Annotated in this window: 19 protein-coding genes and 3 pseudogenes; 8 read left to right on the top strand and 14 right to left on the bottom strand. The window is 69.8% G+C overall.

Going from position 1 to position 19,161, the window contains the following annotated elements; translation table 11 throughout:
- Positions 1–224 precede the first annotated feature (224 nt).
- Both ADK55_RS35125 and ADK55_RS38230 read right to left on the bottom strand, forming a co-directional pair.
- The gene (locus tag ADK55_RS35125) at positions 225–1,079 is read right to left on the bottom strand and encodes an endonuclease/exonuclease/phosphatase family protein (RefSeq protein WP_053685011.1); all 855 of its coding nucleotides are present in this window, start codon (positions 1,077–1,079) and stop codon (positions 225–227) included.
- Between the two features lie 115 nt (positions 1,080–1,194).
- Positions 1,195–1,437 (bottom strand): annotated as a pseudogene (locus ADK55_RS38230) (DUF7639 domain-containing protein); the annotation flags it as partial.
- Between the two features lie 168 nt (positions 1,438–1,605).
- Between ADK55_RS38230 and ADK55_RS35115 the strand changes: the two are divergent.
- Positions 1,606–1,947 carry a hypothetical protein gene (locus ADK55_RS35115; protein ID WP_159041650.1) on the top strand — a complete coding sequence of 114 codons (342 nt, stop codon included), beginning with the start codon at positions 1,606–1,608 and terminating at the stop codon, positions 1,945–1,947.
- 333 nt (positions 1,948–2,280) lie between these two features.
- Here the strand turns inward: ADK55_RS35115 and ADK55_RS35110 are convergent, their stop codons facing one another.
- Both ADK55_RS35110 and ADK55_RS35105 read right to left on the bottom strand, forming a co-directional pair.
- The gene (locus tag ADK55_RS35110) at positions 2,281–3,042 is read right to left on the bottom strand and encodes an isocitrate lyase/PEP mutase family protein (RefSeq protein WP_053685005.1); all 762 of its coding nucleotides are present in this window, start codon (positions 3,040–3,042) and stop codon (positions 2,281–2,283) included.
- Between the two features lie 131 nt (positions 3,043–3,173).
- The gene (locus ADK55_RS35105) at positions 3,174–4,508 is read right to left on the bottom strand and encodes a hypothetical protein (protein WP_053685003.1); all 1,335 of its coding nucleotides are present in this window, start codon (positions 4,506–4,508) and stop codon (positions 3,174–3,176) included.
- Between the two features lie 264 nt (positions 4,509–4,772).
- Here ADK55_RS35105 and ADK55_RS35100 point away from each other — a divergent pair, with 264 nt between their 5' ends.
- The 3 genes and pseudogenes from ADK55_RS35100 to ADK55_RS39400 form a co-directional block, all read left to right on the top strand.
- Entirely contained in the window at positions 4,773–5,294 is a 522-nt protein-coding gene (locus ADK55_RS35100) for a DUF4232 domain-containing protein (RefSeq protein WP_053685001.1), read from the top strand.
- Positions 5,295–5,481: 187 nt separating this feature from the next.
- Positions 5,482–6,087 (top strand): hypothetical protein, encoded by a 606-nt coding sequence (locus ADK55_RS35095; RefSeq protein WP_199826713.1) that lies wholly within the window; start codon positions 5,482–5,484, stop codon positions 6,085–6,087.
- Positions 6,056–6,346, top strand: a pseudogene (locus tag ADK55_RS39400) (IS5/IS1182 family transposase); the annotation flags it as partial. The gene ADK55_RS35095 and the pseudogene ADK55_RS39400, both read left to right, overlap by 32 nt.
- Here the strand turns inward: ADK55_RS39400 and ADK55_RS35090 are convergent.
- From ADK55_RS35090 to coaD, 7 genes are all read right to left on the bottom strand, one after another.
- On the bottom strand, positions 6,326–6,688 hold the full coding sequence (locus ADK55_RS35090; protein ID WP_053684999.1) for a hypothetical protein: 363 nt from the start codon (positions 6,686–6,688) through the stop codon (positions 6,326–6,328). The pseudogene ADK55_RS39400 and the gene ADK55_RS35090 overlap by 21 nt on opposite strands.
- Positions 6,689–7,265: 577 nt before the next feature.
- A complete protein-coding gene (locus tag ADK55_RS35085; RefSeq protein ID WP_053684997.1) occupies positions 7,266–8,165 on the bottom strand; it encodes a GNAT family N-acetyltransferase in 900 nt (299 codons plus the stop codon).
- Positions 8,166–8,566: 401 nt separating this feature from the next.
- Positions 8,567–9,373 carry a hypothetical protein gene (locus ADK55_RS35080; RefSeq protein ID WP_159041649.1) on the bottom strand — a complete coding sequence of 269 codons (807 nt, stop codon included), beginning with the start codon at positions 9,371–9,373 and terminating at the stop codon, positions 8,567–8,569.
- Positions 9,374–9,902: 529 nt separating this feature from the next.
- Complete coding sequence (locus ADK55_RS37275) at positions 9,903–10,301, bottom strand: hypothetical protein (RefSeq protein ID WP_234350380.1); 399 nt, start codon at positions 10,299–10,301, stop codon at positions 9,903–9,905.
- A 422-nt stretch (positions 10,302–10,723) separates the two neighbouring features.
- Positions 10,724–12,193, bottom strand: a complete 1,470-nt coding sequence (locus ADK55_RS35070; RefSeq protein WP_159041648.1) for a sensor histidine kinase — start codon at positions 12,191–12,193, stop codon at positions 10,724–10,726.
- The gene (locus ADK55_RS35065; RefSeq protein ID WP_053684991.1) at positions 12,186–12,863 is read right to left on the bottom strand and encodes a response regulator transcription factor; all 678 of its coding nucleotides are present in this window, start codon (positions 12,861–12,863) and stop codon (positions 12,186–12,188) included. The genes ADK55_RS35070 and ADK55_RS35065 overlap by 8 nt, the downstream gene beginning before the upstream one ends.
- Positions 12,864–13,193: 330 nt before the next feature.
- Positions 13,194–13,619 carry a pantetheine-phosphate adenylyltransferase gene (gene coaD, locus ADK55_RS35060; protein ID WP_053684989.1) on the bottom strand — a complete coding sequence of 142 codons (426 nt, stop codon included), beginning with the start codon at positions 13,617–13,619 and terminating at the stop codon, positions 13,194–13,196.
- Positions 13,620–13,913: 294 nt separating this feature from the next.
- On the opposite strand from coaD, the gene ADK55_RS35055 reads away from it, so the two are divergent.
- Positions 13,914–15,089, top strand: a complete 1,176-nt coding sequence (locus ADK55_RS35055; protein WP_234350379.1) for a THUMP-like domain-containing protein — start codon at positions 13,914–13,916, stop codon at positions 15,087–15,089.
- A 380-nt stretch (positions 15,090–15,469) separates the two neighbouring features.
- Here the strand turns inward: ADK55_RS35055 and ADK55_RS38980 are convergent, their stop codons facing one another.
- A complete protein-coding gene (locus ADK55_RS38980; RefSeq protein ID WP_159041647.1) occupies positions 15,470–15,916 on the bottom strand; it encodes a hypothetical protein in 447 nt (148 codons plus the stop codon).
- Between the two features lie 324 nt (positions 15,917–16,240).
- Between ADK55_RS38980 and ADK55_RS35045 the strand changes: the two genes are divergently transcribed.
- Positions 16,241–16,579 carry an ATP-binding protein gene (locus ADK55_RS35045; protein ID WP_234350378.1) on the top strand — a complete coding sequence of 113 codons (339 nt, stop codon included), beginning with the start codon at positions 16,241–16,243 and terminating at the stop codon, positions 16,577–16,579.
- A 404-nt stretch (positions 16,580–16,983) separates the two neighbouring features.
- Here ADK55_RS35045 and ADK55_RS35040 read toward each other — a convergent pair whose 3' ends face one another.
- The gene (locus ADK55_RS35040; protein ID WP_053685013.1) at positions 16,984–17,844 is read right to left on the bottom strand and encodes a LysR family transcriptional regulator; all 861 of its coding nucleotides are present in this window, start codon (positions 17,842–17,844) and stop codon (positions 16,984–16,986) included.
- A 142-nt stretch (positions 17,845–17,986) separates the two neighbouring features.
- Here ADK55_RS35040 and ADK55_RS35035 point away from each other — a divergent pair, with 142 nt between their 5' ends.
- Both ADK55_RS35035 and ADK55_RS40620 read left to right on the top strand, forming a co-directional pair.
- Complete coding sequence (locus ADK55_RS35035; protein WP_053684981.1) at positions 17,987–18,337, top strand: carboxymuconolactone decarboxylase family protein; 351 nt, start codon at positions 17,987–17,989, stop codon at positions 18,335–18,337.
- A gap of 144 nt (positions 18,338–18,481) precedes the next feature.
- The gene (locus tag ADK55_RS40620; RefSeq protein WP_267887376.1) at positions 18,482–18,604 is read left to right on the top strand and encodes a hypothetical protein; all 123 of its coding nucleotides are present in this window, start codon (positions 18,482–18,484) and stop codon (positions 18,602–18,604) included.
- Positions 18,605–18,914: 310 nt separating this feature from the next.
- Here the strand turns inward: ADK55_RS40620 and ADK55_RS35030 are convergent.
- Positions 18,915–19,161: pseudogene (locus ADK55_RS35030) on the bottom strand (hypothetical protein); the annotation flags it as partial.

The raw sequence follows: 19,161 nt of genomic DNA, 5'->3' as shown, positions 1-19,161 counted from the left end.
CCCCCGGTCCGACGCCCGCCACTACGTCATTCACGGTGATTTTCTGACCGCGCACAGCATGAAGGGCATTGCCCCGACCCGGGGGCCGACCCGAGCGGACCGCCGAGGCCCGTGTCCCGGCGCCGGTCCCGGCCGGGCCCGTAGCCGCTCGGTCTTCTCGATCAACGGCACGGCCACACCGGCGATCCGGCGATCCGGCGATCCGGCGATCGGAAAGGGATGGTCTAGCCCCGGTCCAGGTCGGTGTACAGCGCGTGGTGGTCGGAGTGCGGGCTGGGGCGGACGCGGTGCGTGCGCGCGCTGATGCCGCGCAGGAACACGTAGTCGAACTTACTGTTCCAATCGGTGGTCGCCGCGCAGGTGCCGCCGGTGGCGGTCGAGGGGCGGCAGCCGGGGTCCGTGTCCGTGGCCAGGGCCCACATCGGGCCGAGTTCGGGCGCGTGCGGCACGGCGTTGAAGTCGCCGAGGACGATCGCGCGGCCGTGACGGGCGACTTCCGCGGGGAGCACCTTCACCTGGCCCGCCCGCACCGGTGCCTGCCGGCGCTCGGCGAGGTGGGTGTTGAAGACGCGGACCGGCCGGCCGCCCACCAGCGTGGTGACGGCCAGGTAACCACGGTCCTCGGAGCCGCCATCGGGGTATTCGACGCTCACCCGGTCCGTCATCGGCGCCGCCGAGAGGATCGCCTGGCCAAAGCCGCCCGGCCGCCACGGCAGCCCCCCGCAGCGGTTCCAGTTCCGCAGGACCGAGCCGTACTCGACCCGGTAGACCAGCCCGTAGACCTCCTCCAGGTACCTGCGGATCTGCTCGACGTCACGTACGCACGCCTCCTGCAGGCCGATGACCTGCGGCGCGTACGTGGCGATCTCCGTCGCCCGGCCGAAGTCGTGCCCGCCCCCGCACGGATTGCAGATGTTCCACGTGCCGACCCGGTCCGGTACGACGTCCTCGGCGGTGTCGAACGGCAACGGTCTGGCGAGGGGGGCGCCACCGCTCGGTGCGCTGGGGCCGAGCAGCAGCATCAAGCAGACCGCGGACATCACGCCCGCGGCCCATCGCGCGCCCTTTCTCGGCACCATCGCCTCCCCGGAGAGTGGACGCACATCATCACACGACACCCCCGACGCACAATCGAGGTGCTTCCCGGCCGGTCCGTCCGGCATCATCACGGCATGATCGGCCGACGGACCACGCATCGCACGGCGGACGGCGTCCGCGCACCACCTGGCCTCGTGGACGTTCGGTGAACCGCGCACCTGGCTGCACCAGCACCCGCAGGGGGTGGTCCTTGCGGTCCATGTCGCCGAGCGCGTCGCGGCGCACGGTCTCGGGGACGGCCAGGTAGGCGGCCCGGGCGGCTGCACGGTTGTCCTCCGTACGGTCCGCCATGAAAACGTCCACTGCGGCGAGGCAGCGGGCGGTCGAGTCGGGGCCGCCGGTGAGGTGTTCCCGGCCGGGCGTCCGGCCATTCGTGCGCACGCGCATGACCACGCCGCTCAGCCCCGCGCAGATCCACGAGATGCCCCCTCAAGGGCAGAACGCACCTGATCGCAGTGACCACGGGAGGTCATGGTTTTGTTGTGGGGCAAACATGAGGAGCGCACCTTGAACAGCGAGATCACGACCATTCGTCTCCTGGCAGACTATGAGTGTTACCCGCTCTGGCTGACCGGGGACAGGGCGGACAATGTCGCGCCGGACAGCACCGATATGGGGCTGACGCCGCTTCTGGCCGAGAGGCTGGATGCCTGGGCCGGGCGCTTCGACGCAACCCTGGACATGGACGACCCCAGGTTGTCCGGGTTCCCCACCGAAGAGGCCGAGCACGAATTCGCCCAAGACGGCGAGACCCTCGCACGGCAGCTGGCGGTCGAACTCGGTCCTGGATGGCGAGTTGTCTACAACGATCTGCGCATTGGCGCTGATGTGGAGATTCCCGCCTCCTGAGGCGACCGGGACGACGGCCGACGTGCCTCTCGGTGGCGGGGGTTGGCTCGTCGGGCAGGCCGCCTACTGGCGGGGCGTCATCGCGAAGGCGCTGCCGAAGCCGGCGTGCGACGACACCGTCACCCGAGAGGGCAGTGAGCCGGGAGGCCCTCCCACGCGGAAGCCCGAGAGGCCCAGGAATGACCTCCTGGCCAACGTCCTTTGCCGACCGCGATGCCGAGCGGGTCCGTGAACGGGGAGCCTCACCGCCCGCCCAGGCCAAGCCACCGAGTGGCCGCCAGCGGCGCTTCGGGCGCCCTTCTCCAAGGGCGCCCCCGTCGCTCGCTCAACCCTTCAGGGCGCCCACGGACCGAGCATGTCCTTCATCGCGTCCGTCATCGCGAGCTGCAGCAGCGGGCCGTAGGTGATCCGGCCGACGCCGAGGCGGCGGAAGCGCTCGAGATCATGTTTGACGGGATGGGCTGTGGAGTTCACGGGAATGCCGACGGCGCCGATCACCGCCGCGAGCAGTTCGTCGTTGTCCTGGATGGCCACCGGGTAGACGCTGTCGGCGCCGGCCCGCTCCATGGCCCGCAGTCGCTCGATCGCCTCGTCGAGGACGCCGGAGGCCTCCTCCGCGTGCAGGAAGAGGTCGGTGCGCCCGTTGACCCAGACCGGGATGCCCGCGTCGTCGGCCGCCGCGCGCAGGCCGGCGATGTAGTTCGCGTGTTCCTTTGTGCCGCGGACGCGTCCGCCGTCCGAGTGGACGGTGTCCTCGATGTTGAGGCCGACGCCGCCGACCTCGGTGAGTCCGGTGATGAGATCCGCGGGCTCCTGTCCGTACCCGGCTTCCAGGTCCACGGACACGGGGACGTCGACCGCCGCGATGATCGGCCTGACGGCGGCGAGCACCTCCTCGAAGGTCTGCCCCTCGTGGTCTTCGGCCCCCCGGGACTCGGCGAGCGGATGACTGCCGACCGTCAACGCGGGAAACCCGGCGCCGGCCGCCGCCCGCGCGGACCAGACGTCCCAGACGGTAGGCAGCACGAGCGGCTGGTACTCGGCGTGCAGTTGCTTGAGGCGTTGAGCGCGCTCAACGGTGGTACGAAAGTCCATGCCGAGGACGCTACCCCCGGATCGCCACAAACAACGTGCCGGCGGGGCGCTGTCCGGTGACGGAAAGGCGCGGCTCGATTCCGCTTGAAGTCCCCGGCCGTACGGCCGAACGGCCCGTTGAGGCGACGGACTCAGGCGAAGCGCGCGCTGCGCACCGGCCCGGGGGAGTTGATCCGATGGCGCGGGCCCGTCGCCCACCGGGCGGTCGCCCGGGCGGCGAACGCGGTGAAGGCCTCGTCGGGGTCGGGCGGGGACTGTCCGTCGCCCTCCTGCGGGGTCGGGTCGGCCGCCAGGATCGCCTCGGCCAGTTCCTCGGCCGAGCGTTCGTCGGCCTCCGACCGTTCCACCCCGCCGTCCTCGGCGACCCGTAGGCCCGACTCCCAGGGAGCCACCACTCTCTGCACCAGCAGGGTGGAGACATCGGCGGTGGCGACGGGCGTGTCGGTCCAACAAGTGGCGTGTTCGAAGAGCAGCTCGCCCTCGGCCCGATCGCGCAGCGCGGCGACCGAGGCGGGTTCGCACGCGTTCAGGTCGTACGCCACCACCAACACGTCCGGGGTTCCGGGCCGGTAGGGGGCGGCCGGGACGTCGAGCAGCCGGGCCGCCGCGAGGCCGAGCGCCCGGCTGCCCCGGTCCGCGAGCAGTCCGATGGAGGCCGGCTTGCGGCCTGCCGCCCCCAGGACGCTCCGCAGCCGCTCCAGGCCGTACCTGCAGGACTCGAACTCGTCCTGCAGGTACGCCCAGCGTCCGGTCATGCCCTGGTTGAAGCCGTGGGGTGACAGGGTGGTGAGCAGTCCGCCGGTCAGCACGTAGTGCCAGCCGCGCAGGTCCGTGTCGCCCGAGGGCGGCAGGGCGGCGGCGCGGTCGAGCATCCGGCCGACCCGTTGGCCGGGCTCCACCCAGATTCCGGCGGGGGCCGAAAGCGCGGCGTACACGGTCCGGGCCATGTCGACCCGACCGCTCATCAGGGCGTTGTAGACCGTCAGGTAGCGACCGGGCCAGTCTTCCAACAGGGCGTCGTGGGCGCGCAGGAGGTCCGTCGCCTCGGCGTAACGGTCGACGTCCTCCAGGGCCGCCACCAACTCCAGCAGTATCCGGCCGGGCGTGAGCTTCGGGTCGGTCCACTGAGGGGGCTTGCGGCGGAACAGACCGGTGCGCTTCGGCTCGGGCGGCGCCAGGAGCAGCCCCAGTGCCTTCCGCAGGGCGGGGACGGCCAGCGCGGAGAGCCCGCGTTCGACACAGGCGTAACCGAACACGTAGAGGCGCTCGACCTCCAGTGGCCGGGCGGCCAGCCCGGTCGAAGCCTCGGCCAGGTCCGCGAATCCGGCGCCGTCGGCCAACTTGGCCACCAGCGGGGCGATTTCGGCGGACGCGAGTTCCTCGGCGGCAAACCGCAGGGTCCGCATCGACCCCTGCGGGTCGCCGGATTCGAAGAGCTTCCAGGCCTTGGCGAGTTCGGTGGTCATGTGTCTCCGGTGTTCGTCGGGCATCGGGTCCCGAGGATGATCACCGGCGGCCCGGGGGTCGGACAAGCGAATTTACGGGCCTCGCCGTCCGGGGCGCTCGCGGAGGCTGTGACCCCTCAGACCACTCGGTGCCGACCGCCCTGCCCGTAACGGCCGGTTTGTAGATGTTTCGGGTCATTGTCACGGGGAGTGTCGGTCAGGGGATCCCGGCGTCCCATGGTTCGGTGGGGACCATCCGTGAACCGAACCGCAGGGAGATCCCACATGCCCACCAGCCGTAACACCGCCACCGTCATCACCGCCACCGCCACCGTCATCGCCGTCACCGGGGCTGCCCTCGCGAGCGCGGGCACCGCGCAGGCCGTGCCATCGGGTGACGTCACCGCCCCGTCGGCCTGTCGACCGGCCAACCACCTCGCGAAGATCACGCGGGATCGGCCCGACTCCGGGCACGTGCACTTCCGTGTCACGCTCACCGCGCCGAAGGGGTACGCGACGTGCCGCCTCGCCGGTTCCCCGACCGACGTGGCCTTCGCGCAGCACGGCACACCCCTCGGTATCACCGCCGGGCGATACGGCGACCAGACCACCTCGGTGACCTTCGGGCCGGGACACCCCGTCCACTTCGACATCCGCGTCCCCGCCGACGGCCGCGGCACCCCGGCTGACGAAGCCTCGTTCACGCTCAGGGCCCCCGGCGGCGAGATCCCCGGTACCTCCGTGGCCGAAGGCCCCTTCGAGGTGACCGCCGGCACCGCCGTCGGCCCGATCCGACCGGGAGCCTGACACTCCGCGATGCCGGCGAAGGCGAGGAAGCGCAGGACATGCGCAGATGTCCTCGACACCCCGATACTTCACCGCTCCTGTCACCTCATTGGTGAATCCGGGCCTGCGCCGCTCTTCACTGCGGCATGGTCGTCTACGGCGGCGCCCGGCCGGGCCCGCCGACCGGCGGAATCTGGGAAGTGGTGTCGTGGGCGAGCGGGAGACCTGGACGACGGAGGAATTCGGCACCAGCCACGAGGGCGCGGTCGGAGTGCTCCTCACCGACGGGAGCGTGCCGCCCCCGGTGTACTTCGACAGCGCGTCCGGAACCAGCGGGCAGAGCGTTTCGCAGTGGAGCGTCTACGACGGCCGACACCCGCATGGACCGCGCGCGGGCACGCTGCGCGCGGTGTGCTCCTGCGGCTGGACCGGCCCCGAACACCCCTTGGACTGGGAAGCGATCGGCGAGACGGAACTGGAGGAGGCCGGCGACGAACAGGCCGACGCGTGCCTGCGGGACTGGGACGGACACACCGCCCGGGTCGAGGCCACGACCGTTCCCCTGCCCGCGACCGTCACCGACCTGTTGCGACGGTTGGAGGAGGAGATCGACAAGCTGACCCAAGACTCCCCGATCGCGGCAGTCCGCGCGACCCGCAGGATGGAGATCACCGCCGAACGGGTCGGCTACTGGGCCGCCCGTAGCACTCGCCACGACCTGAACGCCGTACAAGCCGCCGCCGCGCTCGGACTCGACGAGAACACCGCACGCAAGACCATGGCACGCCTCGGCCGCTGGAGCCCATACACCTGACCACGGGGCCCTGGGACGCTCGCGAGGAGGGTTCCTCCTGCAAGATCCACCTCGCCGGCGAGGGCGGGCAGCGCCCGCTCAGGTCGGTCATCACGGCCGGCCAGTGGGAGGACGCACCGTGGATGATTCCCGTGTTGGAGGCGATCCGCGTGTCCCGGCAGGTGGTGGACGACCGCGCACCCGGCCCGACCACGTTGGGGGAGACGAGGCGTACTCGTCACGCCGCGACCGGCCCCGCTCAGAGGTCCGTCGCACCCGGATAGTGGCGACGAAGTTCGCTGAGTATGCCCTCGTCGACGGCCCTGACGTCCCACAACGAACTGTCAACTTCGGTCAGGACGGCCATCACCCTGTCCTCGACGGACCCGCGTGCCTCGGCGTCGATCAGTTGGAGGAAGGGGGTCGTCAGCGACAACAGCGTCAACGTGTCCATGCCCCCGTCGGCAGACCGTCTCTCCATCTCGGTACAGCGAGGATCGACGATCTCGTCGAATTCGACGTGCCACTTCAGGTCCAGGCCGAAGCTGCCGAGGCGGACCACCAGCTCAGCCAGGGTGACGTAGTGCTTTCCGTGCCAGGCAGGAAACGTGATCCCCTTCATCCCCGCCTCTGCTTCGGCTGTACCGCGTGACAAGCGACCACCTTCGTTCAGCGGCAAACACTAAGCCACGGTGTCCTGACCACCTCACACGGCCCATCGGACAGGCTCTGACCGGGTTGTCACCGGCGGATGCGAGGATCCCGGCAAAAGCCATGCAAGGAGATCAGCATGGCTACCGGGGACACCGGCCCCTTCGACGACGACACGGCTGCGGACTTGCCAACGCCCTCGGCGACGCCAAGTCCGAGGGACGAGAAGCCCTGCCCCGAGGTGTTCTCACGCGGGCCGTCGACTCTCGGCGGCGGCGCGCCGCGCCGTCGCGCCGCACACCTCGTCATTCGTGGTTCGGTGCCGGACGCGGATCGAACTTGGTCGGCGCTTTCGCCGTTCAGCGGACGTGGCGGCGGCCTTCGCCTGATCTTGTGCTCCGTCGCAGAGTGGATCAGCGCGAAGGCCGCGGTCGCGAGGTTGGTGCGTCAAGGCATCCTGCGGACGCGTGCGCGGAAGTCGCACGTTCCGGTCAGAGTTGTACGCGTGCACCCCGCGCCCGTCCAATGCCCAGGTGTGCTACTCCTCGCTAGGCTGCCCGGCCCGCCGGGTGGAAGTTGATGCGCTCATTGACGACGGGGAAGCCCGCCCTGGAAAAGATCGCGGCCATGGGGAAGTTGCCCTGGTCCGTCGCTCCGCTGACGAAATCCGCGCCCTGCTCGACGAGGAAGTGGGTGCACTCCGCGAGCAGGTCGTAGGCGTAGCCATGACCGCGCTGTTCCGGGACGACTCCGATGAAGCCGATGGTCGGGCCGGAGGGGTTGTGGGCCGGGATGTGAATGCCGGCCAGGTCGCCCTCCGGCGTGTGCGCGATCTGCCACCACTCCCGTGGGGAGGGGCACCAGCGGAAGAAGTCGAGTTCCTCCTGGGCGGCCTGGTCGAGGCCGCCCACCTCGACGGCCTTCAGCGCGTGGGCGTCCAAGGTGACGGAGTGGATGCGGCGCAACGCGTCGAAGAACACGGTGTCGTCGGGTTCGGCGCTGAAGCGCAGGCGTCCGGGCCGCTCGGGCAGACCTCGCTCCGGGGTCCAGCGGTACAGGAAGCGTTCCACCAGGAGTTCATACCCTGCGGCTCGTGCGGCGGCGAAGCGCGCTTCGGCGGCGGCGCGCAGGTCGGGCTCTTCCCGCCAGCCGCCGGGCAGGTTGATCTCGAGTTCGACCTGCCAGGGAGCGGAGCGCAGGAGTTCCGCCGCGGCCTCCTCCTCGCCCTCGGCCACGTCGAACCAGTTGATGTTGACGGGCTCCAAGTCGTCGGGGCCGCCCCACCACGCGCCGCGTGCGACGACCTCGCCGTCGCGCAGGGCGACGCGCTTCCATTCGGGGCGGAACCGGGTACGCCGATGGCCTTCACGGGCGCCCAGGGGGTCGGGAAGTGTGTCGAAGAGATGAGCGTCGCTCGCGGAGAGCGCGCGGATGACCGGATCGGTCATGGATTCCTCCGGAATACAGGCTGCTTGGAGCGCCCCCGGTCAGAACTCACGAACCACGCCGGGACAGCGGAAGAGGGAGCGCTGGAATGGTGTGAACTGCACGGCACTCGCCTCCTTCCGTCCGTCTCAGGGCGTGGAGCCACACGGTACGTGATCTTCCGCGGGTCCGTCCACGGATTTCCGTGCCCCTTGAGGGAGGGGATCGCGGACGGTGCGGAGGGCGTCGCCACCGGCAACTGACGCCGATAATAAGACTCTTCGGGCACTGCCGGGCTCACGCGCGGGCTTGGCAAGCCGTAGGAGATTGCCCGCTCGGGAGTCCCGTGCGGTTGTTCTCCTTGTTCACGCGACGGATCCCGCTCCCCTCCCGGGGGGCGGGCTCTCGTGTTCGGGCATGAACGTCAGCGGCCCGCGGTGTTGCTCGCCCACCGCGGTACCCCGTTGCGGTAGACCACCACGTTCGCGTCGTTCTGCATCTGCAGATACGCCCCCGAACCCGACGTGCCCGTGGCCCAGATCGGTCGGTTGCCCGGCGCTACCAGCACGAGGTTGCCGTCGTTCTGCATCCACAACACGGTGCCTGCGATGTTGGTGCCGGAGGCCCAGACCGGGCGCCCCGGCACGTAGGCGACCAGGTTTCCGTCCGTCTGCATGATCAGGGTGTTCCTGCCGCTCGGCGAGGTCAGGTACTCGCCGACCCCCAACATGCGGCCGGCGCCGAGTCGGCCGGGGAAGTACCAGGGCGTACAGACCGTGTTGGACACGCGACCCGAAACGATCGAATTGCCACAGGCCCGCACGGAGTCGTAGCCGTTGACGTTCCACGTACCCGTGTAGGTACTGGTCTGGTTCCATGCCGTACGGACAGTCCCCAGCGGTCCGGCCCAACCGGACCCGCTGTTCGACGAACGGTCGATCCAGACGTTCCCGAGGCCGATGTAGCGGGGTTCGGCGTTCAGCAGCCCCCAGGCGCAGTTGTACTTCGGGGCGTAGCGGAGGGTGATGCGTACCCCGTCCGAGGTGGTGGCGGTGCCGGGTTCCTTGAATGCCCCACTGGAGGCTATGGACGCGGCAAGACCGCGGTCCCCGTCATTGCAGCCGAGACTGGACGCGGATGCCGTGCCGATGGGCCCTCCCAGCGCGAAGAGGGTGCTCGCGGTGATCACCAGCACCGCCACCCTGGCGACCCAATTTTTGACGAAGCTCACGCCAATCCCCCTTGTCCACTCTCCCCAGCCGGCCACTGGGCGTACAAGGCTGCTCGCCTCCATGCACGGCTTCAAGGGCGCTCACCGGTGCGCTTGCGGCAAACAGGGGGAGCTTCTTGTCCGCTCGCGCGCCGCTGGTCGCCCACCGTGGTCCTGTGCTAAGGAGGTTCGGGCTTCGCAGCCCCGGCAGCCTGCTGGTGAGCTCGGACGAGCGTGGAGTGCCGGCTGCGGCGCGAGGACGGCCGGCGCACGTTCGTCACCGAGAAACTCACCGTCCTCACGGACCAGCGGGGCTTGCGCCTCAGACGGAAACCCGCATGCCGAACTGCTGGACGGCCTCACCGCGGAACGCACCACGCTCGCCGTCCGCCCGGAAGCACCGGCCTCCGCCTGGCACGAACGGCTCGGTACCAGACGGTGGGACGTACCGTCGTCCCCTGGGAGGGAGCGCCGCTCTACCAGGCCTTGGCCAAGCCGCTGAAGGACCGGAGCCGTTCCGCGGCCAGGAACACACCTGTGCTCCCGACCATCACGCTGCCGTCGTCGCGGTCCTCGGGCGCCGTGGCGCTGCGTCCAGGATGGCCCACATCCTCCTGCCGTCGGGCGCGCTGTCCGTACCGACCGAGTCGACCGTGGCCAACGCCGCCACCTGGCCGAGCACAGAGTCGTCCGGCGCCCCGGGCACGTGGCTCAGAACGGCGACGAGGACCTTCTGCTCCTGATCGCCGAGGTGCACGCTGACCCGCTTGCCGCCGTCGGCGACGGCGGCCGTGACGAGCTGCTGCACGACCATTGCCAGGTCACTCTCGTCCAATGCCGGGTAGTCCCATCCGCGGACGGTCTCCACGGCCTGACCGGCGGCCTTCTTCGCCGCCCATGTGTCGGCCCGGAACGTGAGCGCGGCGGTACGCCGATTCCGCACGACCATCCGCGGACGCCGTACCGCGACCTCCGTCTTCGGGCTCGTCGCCGGCTGAGGCCGCGGGGGTTCAACCGGTTTCTTCTGCGGCGGTGGCGTCTTGGGCGGGTAGGCCGGCGGCACCTTGGGCCCCATACCCTCAGGACTGGCCAACTTGTCCTCCTTGCAGCAGGTTTCGGCAGCTCCCACCATCCTGACAGGCCCATTCCCCCCGCGGACACAAACCGAATCATTCGGCTGCCACAGGACTCTCCTACGGGCGCGTGTCGGGGGGCGGATGAGCCCGGGGCCGGGCCAGGGGGCGGGCGGTGAAGCCGACCTGTGGAGGCTGGCGGCGGTCTCGAAGTCGACCTCGGCCGACACGCGCCCAGACCCGGGAGCGCCACCCGGTGCTTGCCATGCGGTAGGACGACCGCCCGGTGAGCCTTGAGTCACTGCCCGTGGGGGAGACCGACGACGAGGAGGGCTCCTGACGGGTTGGGGGCCACGCGCAGGGTGCCACCGTGCCGGGCCGCGATCTCGCGAGCGATGGCGAGGCCCAGCCCGGATCCGCCCGTGTTGCGGGCGCGGGCGCCGTCCAGGCGGGGGAAGCGTTCGAAGACCCGCTCGCGGTCGGCGGGCGGGATTCCAGGGCCGTCGTCGCGTATCTCCACTCGGGCCAGGCCGTCGGCGCCGTTGGTGACGGCGATGTCCGTGACCGTGCGGGCGTGCCGTGCGGCGTTGTCGAGGAGGTTGCGCAGCAGCCGCTCCAATTGCACGGCGCTGCCGTGAACGACCACCGGGTCGTCGGTGTAGGAGGTGAAGCGCAGCGTCTGGTGGATGCGGAGGTGGCGGAACTCCTCGACCAGGTCGTGGGCGAGCGCGGCGAGGTCGACGGGGGTGCCCGCCGGTGGGGCGCTGTCGTCGAGCCGGGCGAGCAGGAGCAGGTCGTCGGTGAGGTGCTGGAGCCGTTCGATGTCGTCGAGAGCTTCCCGTACGGTCTCAGGCCAGTCCACCATCTCTGGGTGGGCGAGGGACGATTCGAGGGAGGCGCGGAGGTTGGCGATGGGGCTGCGCAGTTCGTGAGAGGCGTCGGCGATGAAGACCTTCTGTCGGGCGACGCCGGCGAAGACGCGGTCGAGCGTGACGTTGATGGTGCGAGCCAGCCAGGGGACCAGCGTGCCGGTGTCGGGGACCGTGATCCGCTGGTCGAGGGCGCGACTGGCGGTGACCTCCTGTAGTTCGCGGTTGAGGATCTCGATGGGGCGGAGGACCGTTTGGATCGCGACCCAGACAGTGGCACCGACGGCGAGTCCACCACCGATGGTGAGGAACCAACTGGTGAACGCGCCGGTGGAGTTCCACCCCCATCGGTGGGACTCCACGGTCGCGGCGAAGAACAAGCCCTCAGCCACCAGCACCGCTACCGCGGAGCCGATGACCAGGAGGCTGGGAAGCCCGTGTTCGTCCCCGGCCGTCGCCCTCTGCGGCGTGATCGCCCAAGTGGTGCCGGCGACGAGCAGCACGGACACCGGGACAGCGGTGCCCAGGAGCAGCCACGGCAGATAGGAAGGAGTCGGGCCGGTGTTGGTCAGGACCACGGCGGGAAGCCAGCGCGCATTGGCGAAGGTCACCAGCACAGCGGTCGCGCCGGCGGCCGTGACCGCGCCCTGGGTTCGCGCGCTCCCGCCCAGCCGCCAGGTGGCAGCGGCGATGAGGGCGCCGGCCAGCAGAGCTCCGGGCGCCGCCCCCTCTTCGATGAGCGCCAGAACACGGCCGAGGAGACCGAAGTCGGCACCGGTCCGCGGCGTCAGCATGGAGCCGATCATCAGGAGGGCCACCAGGCCCGCGCCCAGTACGGCGACGGTGCTCAGGCCCGCCACGACGCCGAGGCGGGCCCGGCCCGCACGGATGTCACCCACCGTCGGCCGCCAGCCGGTAGCCACCGCCGCGCACCGTCTCGATCGCTCTGCGTTGGAAGGGCGCGTCGATCTTGCGCCGCAGGGTACTGACGTAGACCTCGACGATGTTGATGTCCCCGTCGTACGACGCATCCCACACCTCATCCACGATGTCGAGCTTGGGGACGACCTCGCCCGCCCGACGGGCCAGGCATTCCAGCACCGCGAACTCCTTGGCGGTGAGGGTGATCCGATGGTCGGCGCGTCCGCAGGTCCGCGAGGCGGGATCGAGCCACAGGTCGCCCAGGCGTATCCGGGTACGCATCCGCTGTCCGCCGCGGCGCAACAGGGCGCGGAGCCGCGCTTCCAGGACGACGTAGGAGAAGGGCTTGGCCAGGTAGTCGTCCGCGCCGGTATCCAGCGCCTCGGCCTCGTCGTACTCACCGTTCTTGGCAGTGAGCATGAGGATCGGGGTGTCGACGCCGTCGGTGCGCAGGCGGGCGCAGACCCGGTAGCCGTTGAGGCCGGGAAGCATGATGTCGAGGATGACTGCGCTGTACGCGCGCTCCCTCGCCATCCACAACCCGATCCTGCCGTCTTGGGCGACATCGACCGCGTATCCGGCGGCCTCCAGGCCGCGCTTGAGGGACGCGGCCAGCCGCTCCTCGTCTTCAACCACCAGCACTCGCATGATCGTCAGTATCCACGCGACGCGACGACCTCCCTGAAAAGCGTTTCAGGGAGCTTCAGCCTCCTTTCAGCAGGGTCGAGGACGGATTCTCCGCCGGACGATTCCGAGGGTCAGCCGCTCCGGCGGCGAGAGCATTCAGGGCATGGGTCCAGGTCCGCCGTCCTGGATCACGAGGCGAGTGCGCGACAGCCGAGCTCGACACACGGCGTCCCTCTCGCCACGTGTTATGGATCTTCCACATGCGCCTGCATGACCGACATCGGCCCGAGGGTGGTCGACGGACTCGTCTCGGGTTGCCGCTCCACCTGCCGGAGCAGCTCGCCCAAGTCATCATTCGGGGAAAGGGCGTTGTTGACTCATCGCGGTGACGAGGGTGGAGGACATGTGGGCCAGGACGGGGTCTGCGGCGATGAAGAACGTTTCGACCCCGGCCAGTTCGTGGTTCATGCCGGCCATCGGCATTTCGTAGTTCAGGTCGGGAACGCCGCGGACTCCGCGGATGACGACGTCGATTCCGACTCGGCGGCAGTAGTCGACCAGCAGGCCGCCCGTGTGGGAGTCGACCGTGACGTTGTTCAAGTCGGTTGCTGCCGCGCGGAGTCGGTCCAGCCGTTCCGCGATGGGCAAGCGGCCGGTCTTGTTCGCATTGAACATCACGCACACGACGACCTCGTCGAACAGGAGGGCAGCGCGCCGAAGTACGTCCTGGTGCCCTTGAGTGATCGGGTCGAAGGATCCCGGGAAGAGGGCTCGCATGATCGGAAAGAGTAACAACCGGCTGCCCCCGGTAGTGCAGTGCCAGGGAAACCAAACCACCCAAGATCAAGCGTGACGGGGAGAACGTCCAGCGGGACGGGACAACCGCAACGTCACACGTAGATCACGGCCACGAGGAACCGGCCAGCCGACCGACCGGCCGACCGGTCGTCGTGCCAAGGGTTTCGGTGCAAGGCCGGGCATCCGGGCAAGGGTGGAGCCTGGTTGAATGTCCGGGTGGATCTTGAGACGTTCCGGGCCCTGCTGACGACCGAGGGCCAGGCCCTACTGACCGTGCTGCAGGACGTCGAACCGGGCCTGGAGCATGTGACGTTGGCTGATCTGCGGCGTGAGCGTCCTGCCGCATTGGTGTCCGCGGCCGTCGAGCAGGTGAGGTTGCGGCGACGGGCCGCGGCGAAGTTCGGGGAGTTCGCGCCTCGTCTGTACTTCACCCCGGACAGTGTGGAGCTGTCGTCCCACCTGGCCGTGTCCCAGTACAAACTGAGCCGTGTCCTGGACGAGCTCGGTGTCGTGCTGATCGACGCGATGAGTCTTGGCAGCGGTGTCGACGCCCTCGTGCTGAGCTGGTCGCACATGACCGAGGCTGTCGACAAGGATCCGCTGACCATCGAGATCACCGCGGCGAACCGGCAGGCGATGGATGAGCCGATGCTCCAGTTGAACTGCGCGGACATCACGGGGTTCGACAGTCAAGGCGAGGCCGTCTTCATCGACCTGATGCGTCGGGTCGGACCGGGCGAGGGGCACGACCCCGAGGCGTACGACCCACCACTGTCCTGGGCGTTGGACCGGGTGCGCACGACCGGGGCAGGCTGGATCAGGCTCGCACCGGGTCTCCCGGACGAGGCTGTGCCCGATCTCGGGCGGGCCGACGAGGCCGAGTGGATCTCCTATGACGGGGAGATACAGGAAGTGGTCCTTTGGTTCGGCTTGCTCGGACGGCGGACAGCCCTGCCCACCCCGGTGCGCAAGGCCACCCTCCTACCCTGCGGTGTTTCGCTCGCCGGACGCGGTCTGCCGGAGCCGGCCGTGAGACCGGTCGGCCGCTACCTCTATGAACCTGACCCCGCCGTCGTCCATGCACGTCTGGTTGCCGAGGTCGCCCAGGACGTCTCCGGCGGCCTCGTCGATGAAGGCGGTCCGCTCATCACCGCCGACGAGCTGCACCGCACCCCTTTCGCGACCGCGTACGAGATAACAGACGTACTGCCGTTCAAGAGCGCGGCGTTGAGGGCAACACTGCGCGAGCGCGCGGTCGGCCGAGTGGCAGTAACGGCGCCGGGTCTGGGGATCGCCCTGGACGAGTTCCGGCGCGAACTCGCCCCAAAGGAACCCGGCGCGGCAACGGTGTTCATCACCGGCACCACAGACCGCCCCACGGTGCTGATCGCCAGTCCTATCTTGGACACGCCGACGCCCAGGAACGGAACGGCCTTCGCAGGATCCTGAACTCTGCGACGAGGTACAGGATTCGACGCAGAGCCCGTGGTGATGAGTGCCCCGACTGACCCGTGACCCGCCGAGCGGGCATACGGATTCCGCGAGAACCGCGTCTACTTGCGCGCCCCGGGTGTCCGCCGCACCATCCCGGAGAAGTCCGACCGGGTCCGCAAGCGCGAGAAGCTCGGCTCCCGCGGCGGCCGCCCTCCCCTGTTCGACAAGACGACTACAAGACACACCATGTGGTCGAGTGCGCCTCAACAGGCTCAAGCGCCACCGGGCCGTCGCCACGCGATGGGACAGGCTCGCCGTCCGCCACCAGGCCACCAAGCCACCGAGCCGGTCGCAGCCATCAACGAGTGGTTCTGACACTGCCGAGCGGGAGCGGATCACCCATTCCTTACCCGCTTGCGGTCGGCCAGGATGACCGGGTGAAACTCCACGCCGTTCTCGCCGGTGACCATGTCCGCCTTCCGGATTCTGCCCTCGTTCCTGCAGACTCCGCTCCCCAAGGCATCATCCCCGCGGCGGTCATGCGGGACGCCGACCCGGATGCTTCCCCACCGGAGATCCGCACCGTCTCGGGAGAGACCGTCTTCGTCTCCGCTGAACGGCGTACCGAACTGGAACGCTTCTGCATCGACAACCGGATTCCCCGACGGTCCAGGCCCGACGTGTGGGGTGACCTTCTCGAGCCCTTCCTCGACACCGAGTTCACCACCGAGCACCAAGCTGCCGCTCAGGCCCGCCTGGACCAGGTCGGTCTGGGACCAGACGAAGTGGCCGGCATCCGGCACAAGGTCGCCCCACTGATGCGTGCCTACAACGCTGTCCACGAGGACTGGCACCACCTCGGCCTGGCCGACCTCCTGGACGCTGCGACCGCAGACTGGATTCCTGAGGACCAGCAGATCAGGCCCAGAGAGGTTGCCGCCTTCTGCGCTTGGGCGATGAGGATTGCGGACCTGGGCTACTCGCGACGGACCGCACCGCGCCTGACACGCCGCACCCGCAGAGCTCCGGGCGGGGGCGGCAGCCACTGACACGCCGCCCCGCCCGCCCTCTGCCATATCCTGCCCCAGGCGGGTGGTTACCCAGCAGCGGAACAAGGGGGCGGGCGGCATGCCGAGGGAAGGCAGCGACAGAGGATGTCAGTGCCCATGGCGACTCTGAGAGCTGAGGAAGCCCGCCAGATCGCCCGCCACGCGCTGGCGCACCAGGCTGAAGCCGTGGTGGACGACGTGCTGATGGTCGTCTCGGAGCTGGTCTCCAACGCGGTTCGTCATGCGGGCGGCGTGACCGGCTTCGACATCCGAGTCGAAGCGGACGCGGTGGTCGTCGAGGTCGCCGACGCATCCCCACGGCAGCCGCACTCTCCAGGCAGTCCCGTACACGTACCGGGCGGCTTCGGCTGGCTTCTGGTCAACCGCCTCACCAAACACACGGACATCCGATCCGGCCCCCACGGCAAGACCATCACCGCATACCTCGCGACCTGACAGGTCGCCTCCACTCCTCAACCACCGCGGCAGCCCCAGAACCGGATCCTCGATTCGAACGAAGTCCGTACCGGCCCCCCCGGGCGGCCTCCAGGGGAGCTCTCCCGGCATCTCCGATCCACGTTGCGAGCCCCGCCGCCAATCCCGTCCCGCGGGTGGCCGGCGCCGCCTCCCCGTGGACAGTCGAGCCAACGACGCTGGAGACGATTCCGGATGAGGCCGTCAGTCATGCCGGCATCCAGTGATCAGTCCACCAGGGCTCCGCCCCCTGACAGCGCGTGCTCGCGGTCTCGTTGCTCACGCCGGTCTCAGACACATCAGATCCCTTACGAGCGGCATGATCGGCCCGACAGCTCCTCATCGGGAATGGGCGCGGGCGCGTCGCGCCGTCCCCGTCGCGCCCTCTACTGTCTCGCGGTGTCGAGGGCGTCCGCGAGCGCGTCGACGAGTGGGTCGGTGACACCTGTCGGCCGGGCGGTGACGACACGGCTCGGCGGGTGACCGTCGACGGGTACGAAAGCGATGCCGGTCCGCGCGTGCCGCCGCGCGGCCCCGGCCGGCAGGAGGCCGACCGCGCCCTCCCACAGGACCGCGTGCAAACACTCCTCGACCGACGCCACGACCGGGCCCGGCGTGCCCTCCTCGGCGGCGAACCAGTAGGCCCGCCATCGAGCATCGGTTCCCGGGGGCAGGCGGAAACGCGGGCGGTCGGCCAGCTCAGTGACGTGCAGGCGCGGGCGGCCCGCCAGCGGATCCGCCGCGGGGACGACCGCGACCAGCGGCTCCTCACCGAGCAGCCGAACCGTCAGCCCGGCGGTGTCGAAGGGCAGACGGGTCAGCGCGAGGTCCACCCGGCCCTCGCGCAGACCGGCCGTCGGATCGGTGACCGCCGCCTCACGCAGCCGCACCCGCACCCCCGGGCGCATGCGCCGCAATGCGGCCAGCGCTGCCGGGCCGATCTCCAGGCCCGCGCCCGCGACCGTACCCAGTACGAGTACCCGGTCGGCCACAGTGCCGCGGACCCGCTCGCGGGCGCGTTCGGCACGTTCCAGAAGATCCCGCGCCTCCACCAGCAGCACCTCGCCCGCGGGGGTGAGCCGCGCCCCGGTGGGAATCCGCTCGAACAGCCGGCACCCGAGGTCGGCCTCCAGCTCCCGGATACGGCGGCTCAGCGGCGGCTGGGCCAGACGTAGACGTACGGCGGCGCGGCCGAAGTGGCCCTCTTCGGCCACGGCGACGAAACAGTGCAATGCCCGCAAGTCCATGACCAGCCACGATACCCAGAACGAACCCACTCTCCCGAAACCGGTCTTGGACAGCACCGCAGCACCCGCGGTGAGGTGGTGCCAGGCGCCGGGCAACGGGCCCGCCGCACCCACCCCGGCCCACCGCTTCAGGAGCCCGCACATGTACGCACACCCCGACGACCTCAACCGCGCCCGCTCCGTCGGCGGCAAGGCCCCCGCGGAGTTCGCCGCGTGGGTCGCCTTCCAGCAGGCCGTGGACCGGGAGGACGGGGCGGTGCCGCGCCGATACCGCGAGCTGATCTCCGTGGCGGTCGCGCTCGTCACCCAGTGCTCCTACTGCCTGGACGTACACACGGCCGCCGCCCGCCGCCACGGCGTAACCCCCGAGGAACTGGCCGAGGCAGCCTTCGTGACCGCCTCCGTCCGCGCAGGCGGCACACTCGCACACGCACTGCTGGCCGACCGCCTCTACGAACAGCACACCCACGCGGCGCCGCCCGCCCACGGCTAGTGCTCCAGCCCGGGCTTCTCCCGTACCGCTGGTCAATGCTTGAGTGTGGGGAGTGCAGCGGGCTGGTCACGGACGCGGGACGGTCTTCGTGGACCGTCCCGCGCATGTGTGCCCACGGCGCATGGTGTGCCCGGGAGTGGGACAGTGCCGTCCGGATCTGGCCCCTACGAGTTGGTCCGCGGCGACATGCCCGTGTCGGCCGGCGAGTACGAACTGCGCGCTTACAGCACGGCCCGCGAGACGGAGAACGGAGGTTGGACCCGGTAACCGCACCATGACGAGTCCGTTCGCCGCGACCGCGCCCTGAAGGTCTCCGACCTGGGCGCGATGTCCCCGGTCGGGCGATCGTGTCGTCCTCCGGCACTCAGCCGGCCCTGGTGGAGACGATCCGTGGTGGGGGCCCGTATGCCCGAGAGGTAAAGGCTTCCCCGCTTCCCTGAGCAAGCGCGGCCCGGGGCCCGCGCCGGAGCCGTCCCGGCGCCGTGACGGCTCGAGGACGGCGCGGGGACGGACAACCGGGCCCGGATGGACCGGGGCCCGGACGCACCGGGCTCCTCAGTGCTGCCTTCCAGCCGCTTCAATCGCGCGGAGGAATCGACTTGTCGATATTGGCGAGAACCCGACGCGTGCTGTCGATGTCCATCTCTATGAGGTCTCGGTCGAACGCCCCAGGACCCTTCCGATAGCGAGCCCTGCCCACTTCGGAGGTGAAGGCGTCCGCCGGTATGGCGTCCTGGCCCGGCGGAACGAATTTGAGTACCTCTTCGAAGGCGGCGAGCGCGTAGGCCATCGCCGCACGGTACCTGTGGTGCTCGGACTTGGGT

This window comes from Streptomyces sp. WM4235 (assembly GCF_001279725.1).
Lineage (GTDB): Bacteria > Actinomycetota > Actinomycetes > Streptomycetales > Streptomycetaceae > Streptomyces.
Note: the sequence above shows the minus strand (reverse complement) of the source record. Positions and strands in the feature narration are given on the sequence as shown.

Excerpts from the sequence above, each read along its gene's own strand:
- ADK55_RS35125 (WP_053685011.1), bottom strand. The coding sequence starts at position 1,079 with ATGGTGCCGAGAAAGGGCGCGCGATGGGCCGCGGGCGTGATGTCCGCG.
- ADK55_RS35110 (WP_053685005.1), bottom strand. The coding sequence starts at position 3,042 with ATGGACTTTCGTACCACCGTTGAGCGCGCTCAACGCCTCAAGCAACTG.
- ADK55_RS35105 (WP_053685003.1), bottom strand. The coding sequence starts at position 4,508 with ATGACCACCGAACTCGCCAAGGCCTGGAAGCTCTTCGAATCCGGCGAC.
- ADK55_RS35100 (WP_053685001.1), top strand. The coding sequence starts at position 4,773 with ATGCCCACCAGCCGTAACACCGCCACCGTCATCACCGCCACCGCCACC.
- ADK55_RS35090 (WP_053684999.1), bottom strand. The coding sequence starts at position 6,688 with ATGAAGGGGATCACGTTTCCTGCCTGGCACGGAAAGCACTACGTCACC.
- ADK55_RS35085 (WP_053684997.1), bottom strand. The coding sequence starts at position 8,165 with ATGACCGATCCGGTCATCCGCGCGCTCTCCGCGAGCGACGCTCATCTC.
- ADK55_RS37275 (WP_234350380.1), bottom strand. The coding sequence starts at position 10,301 with ATGGTCGTGCGGAATCGGCGTACCGCCGCGCTCACGTTCCGGGCCGAC.
- ADK55_RS35065 (WP_053684991.1), bottom strand. The coding sequence starts at position 12,863 with ATGCGAGTGCTGGTGGTTGAAGACGAGGAGCGGCTGGCCGCGTCCCTC.
- coaD (WP_053684989.1), bottom strand. The coding sequence starts at position 13,619 with ATGCGAGCCCTCTTCCCGGGATCCTTCGACCCGATCACTCAAGGGCAC.
- ADK55_RS35045 (WP_234350378.1), top strand. The coding sequence starts at position 16,241 with ATGGCGACTCTGAGAGCTGAGGAAGCCCGCCAGATCGCCCGCCACGCG.
- ADK55_RS35040 (WP_053685013.1), bottom strand. The coding sequence starts at position 17,844 with ATGGACTTGCGGGCATTGCACTGTTTCGTCGCCGTGGCCGAAGAGGGC.
- ADK55_RS35035 (WP_053684981.1), top strand. The coding sequence starts at position 17,987 with ATGTACGCACACCCCGACGACCTCAACCGCGCCCGCTCCGTCGGCGGC.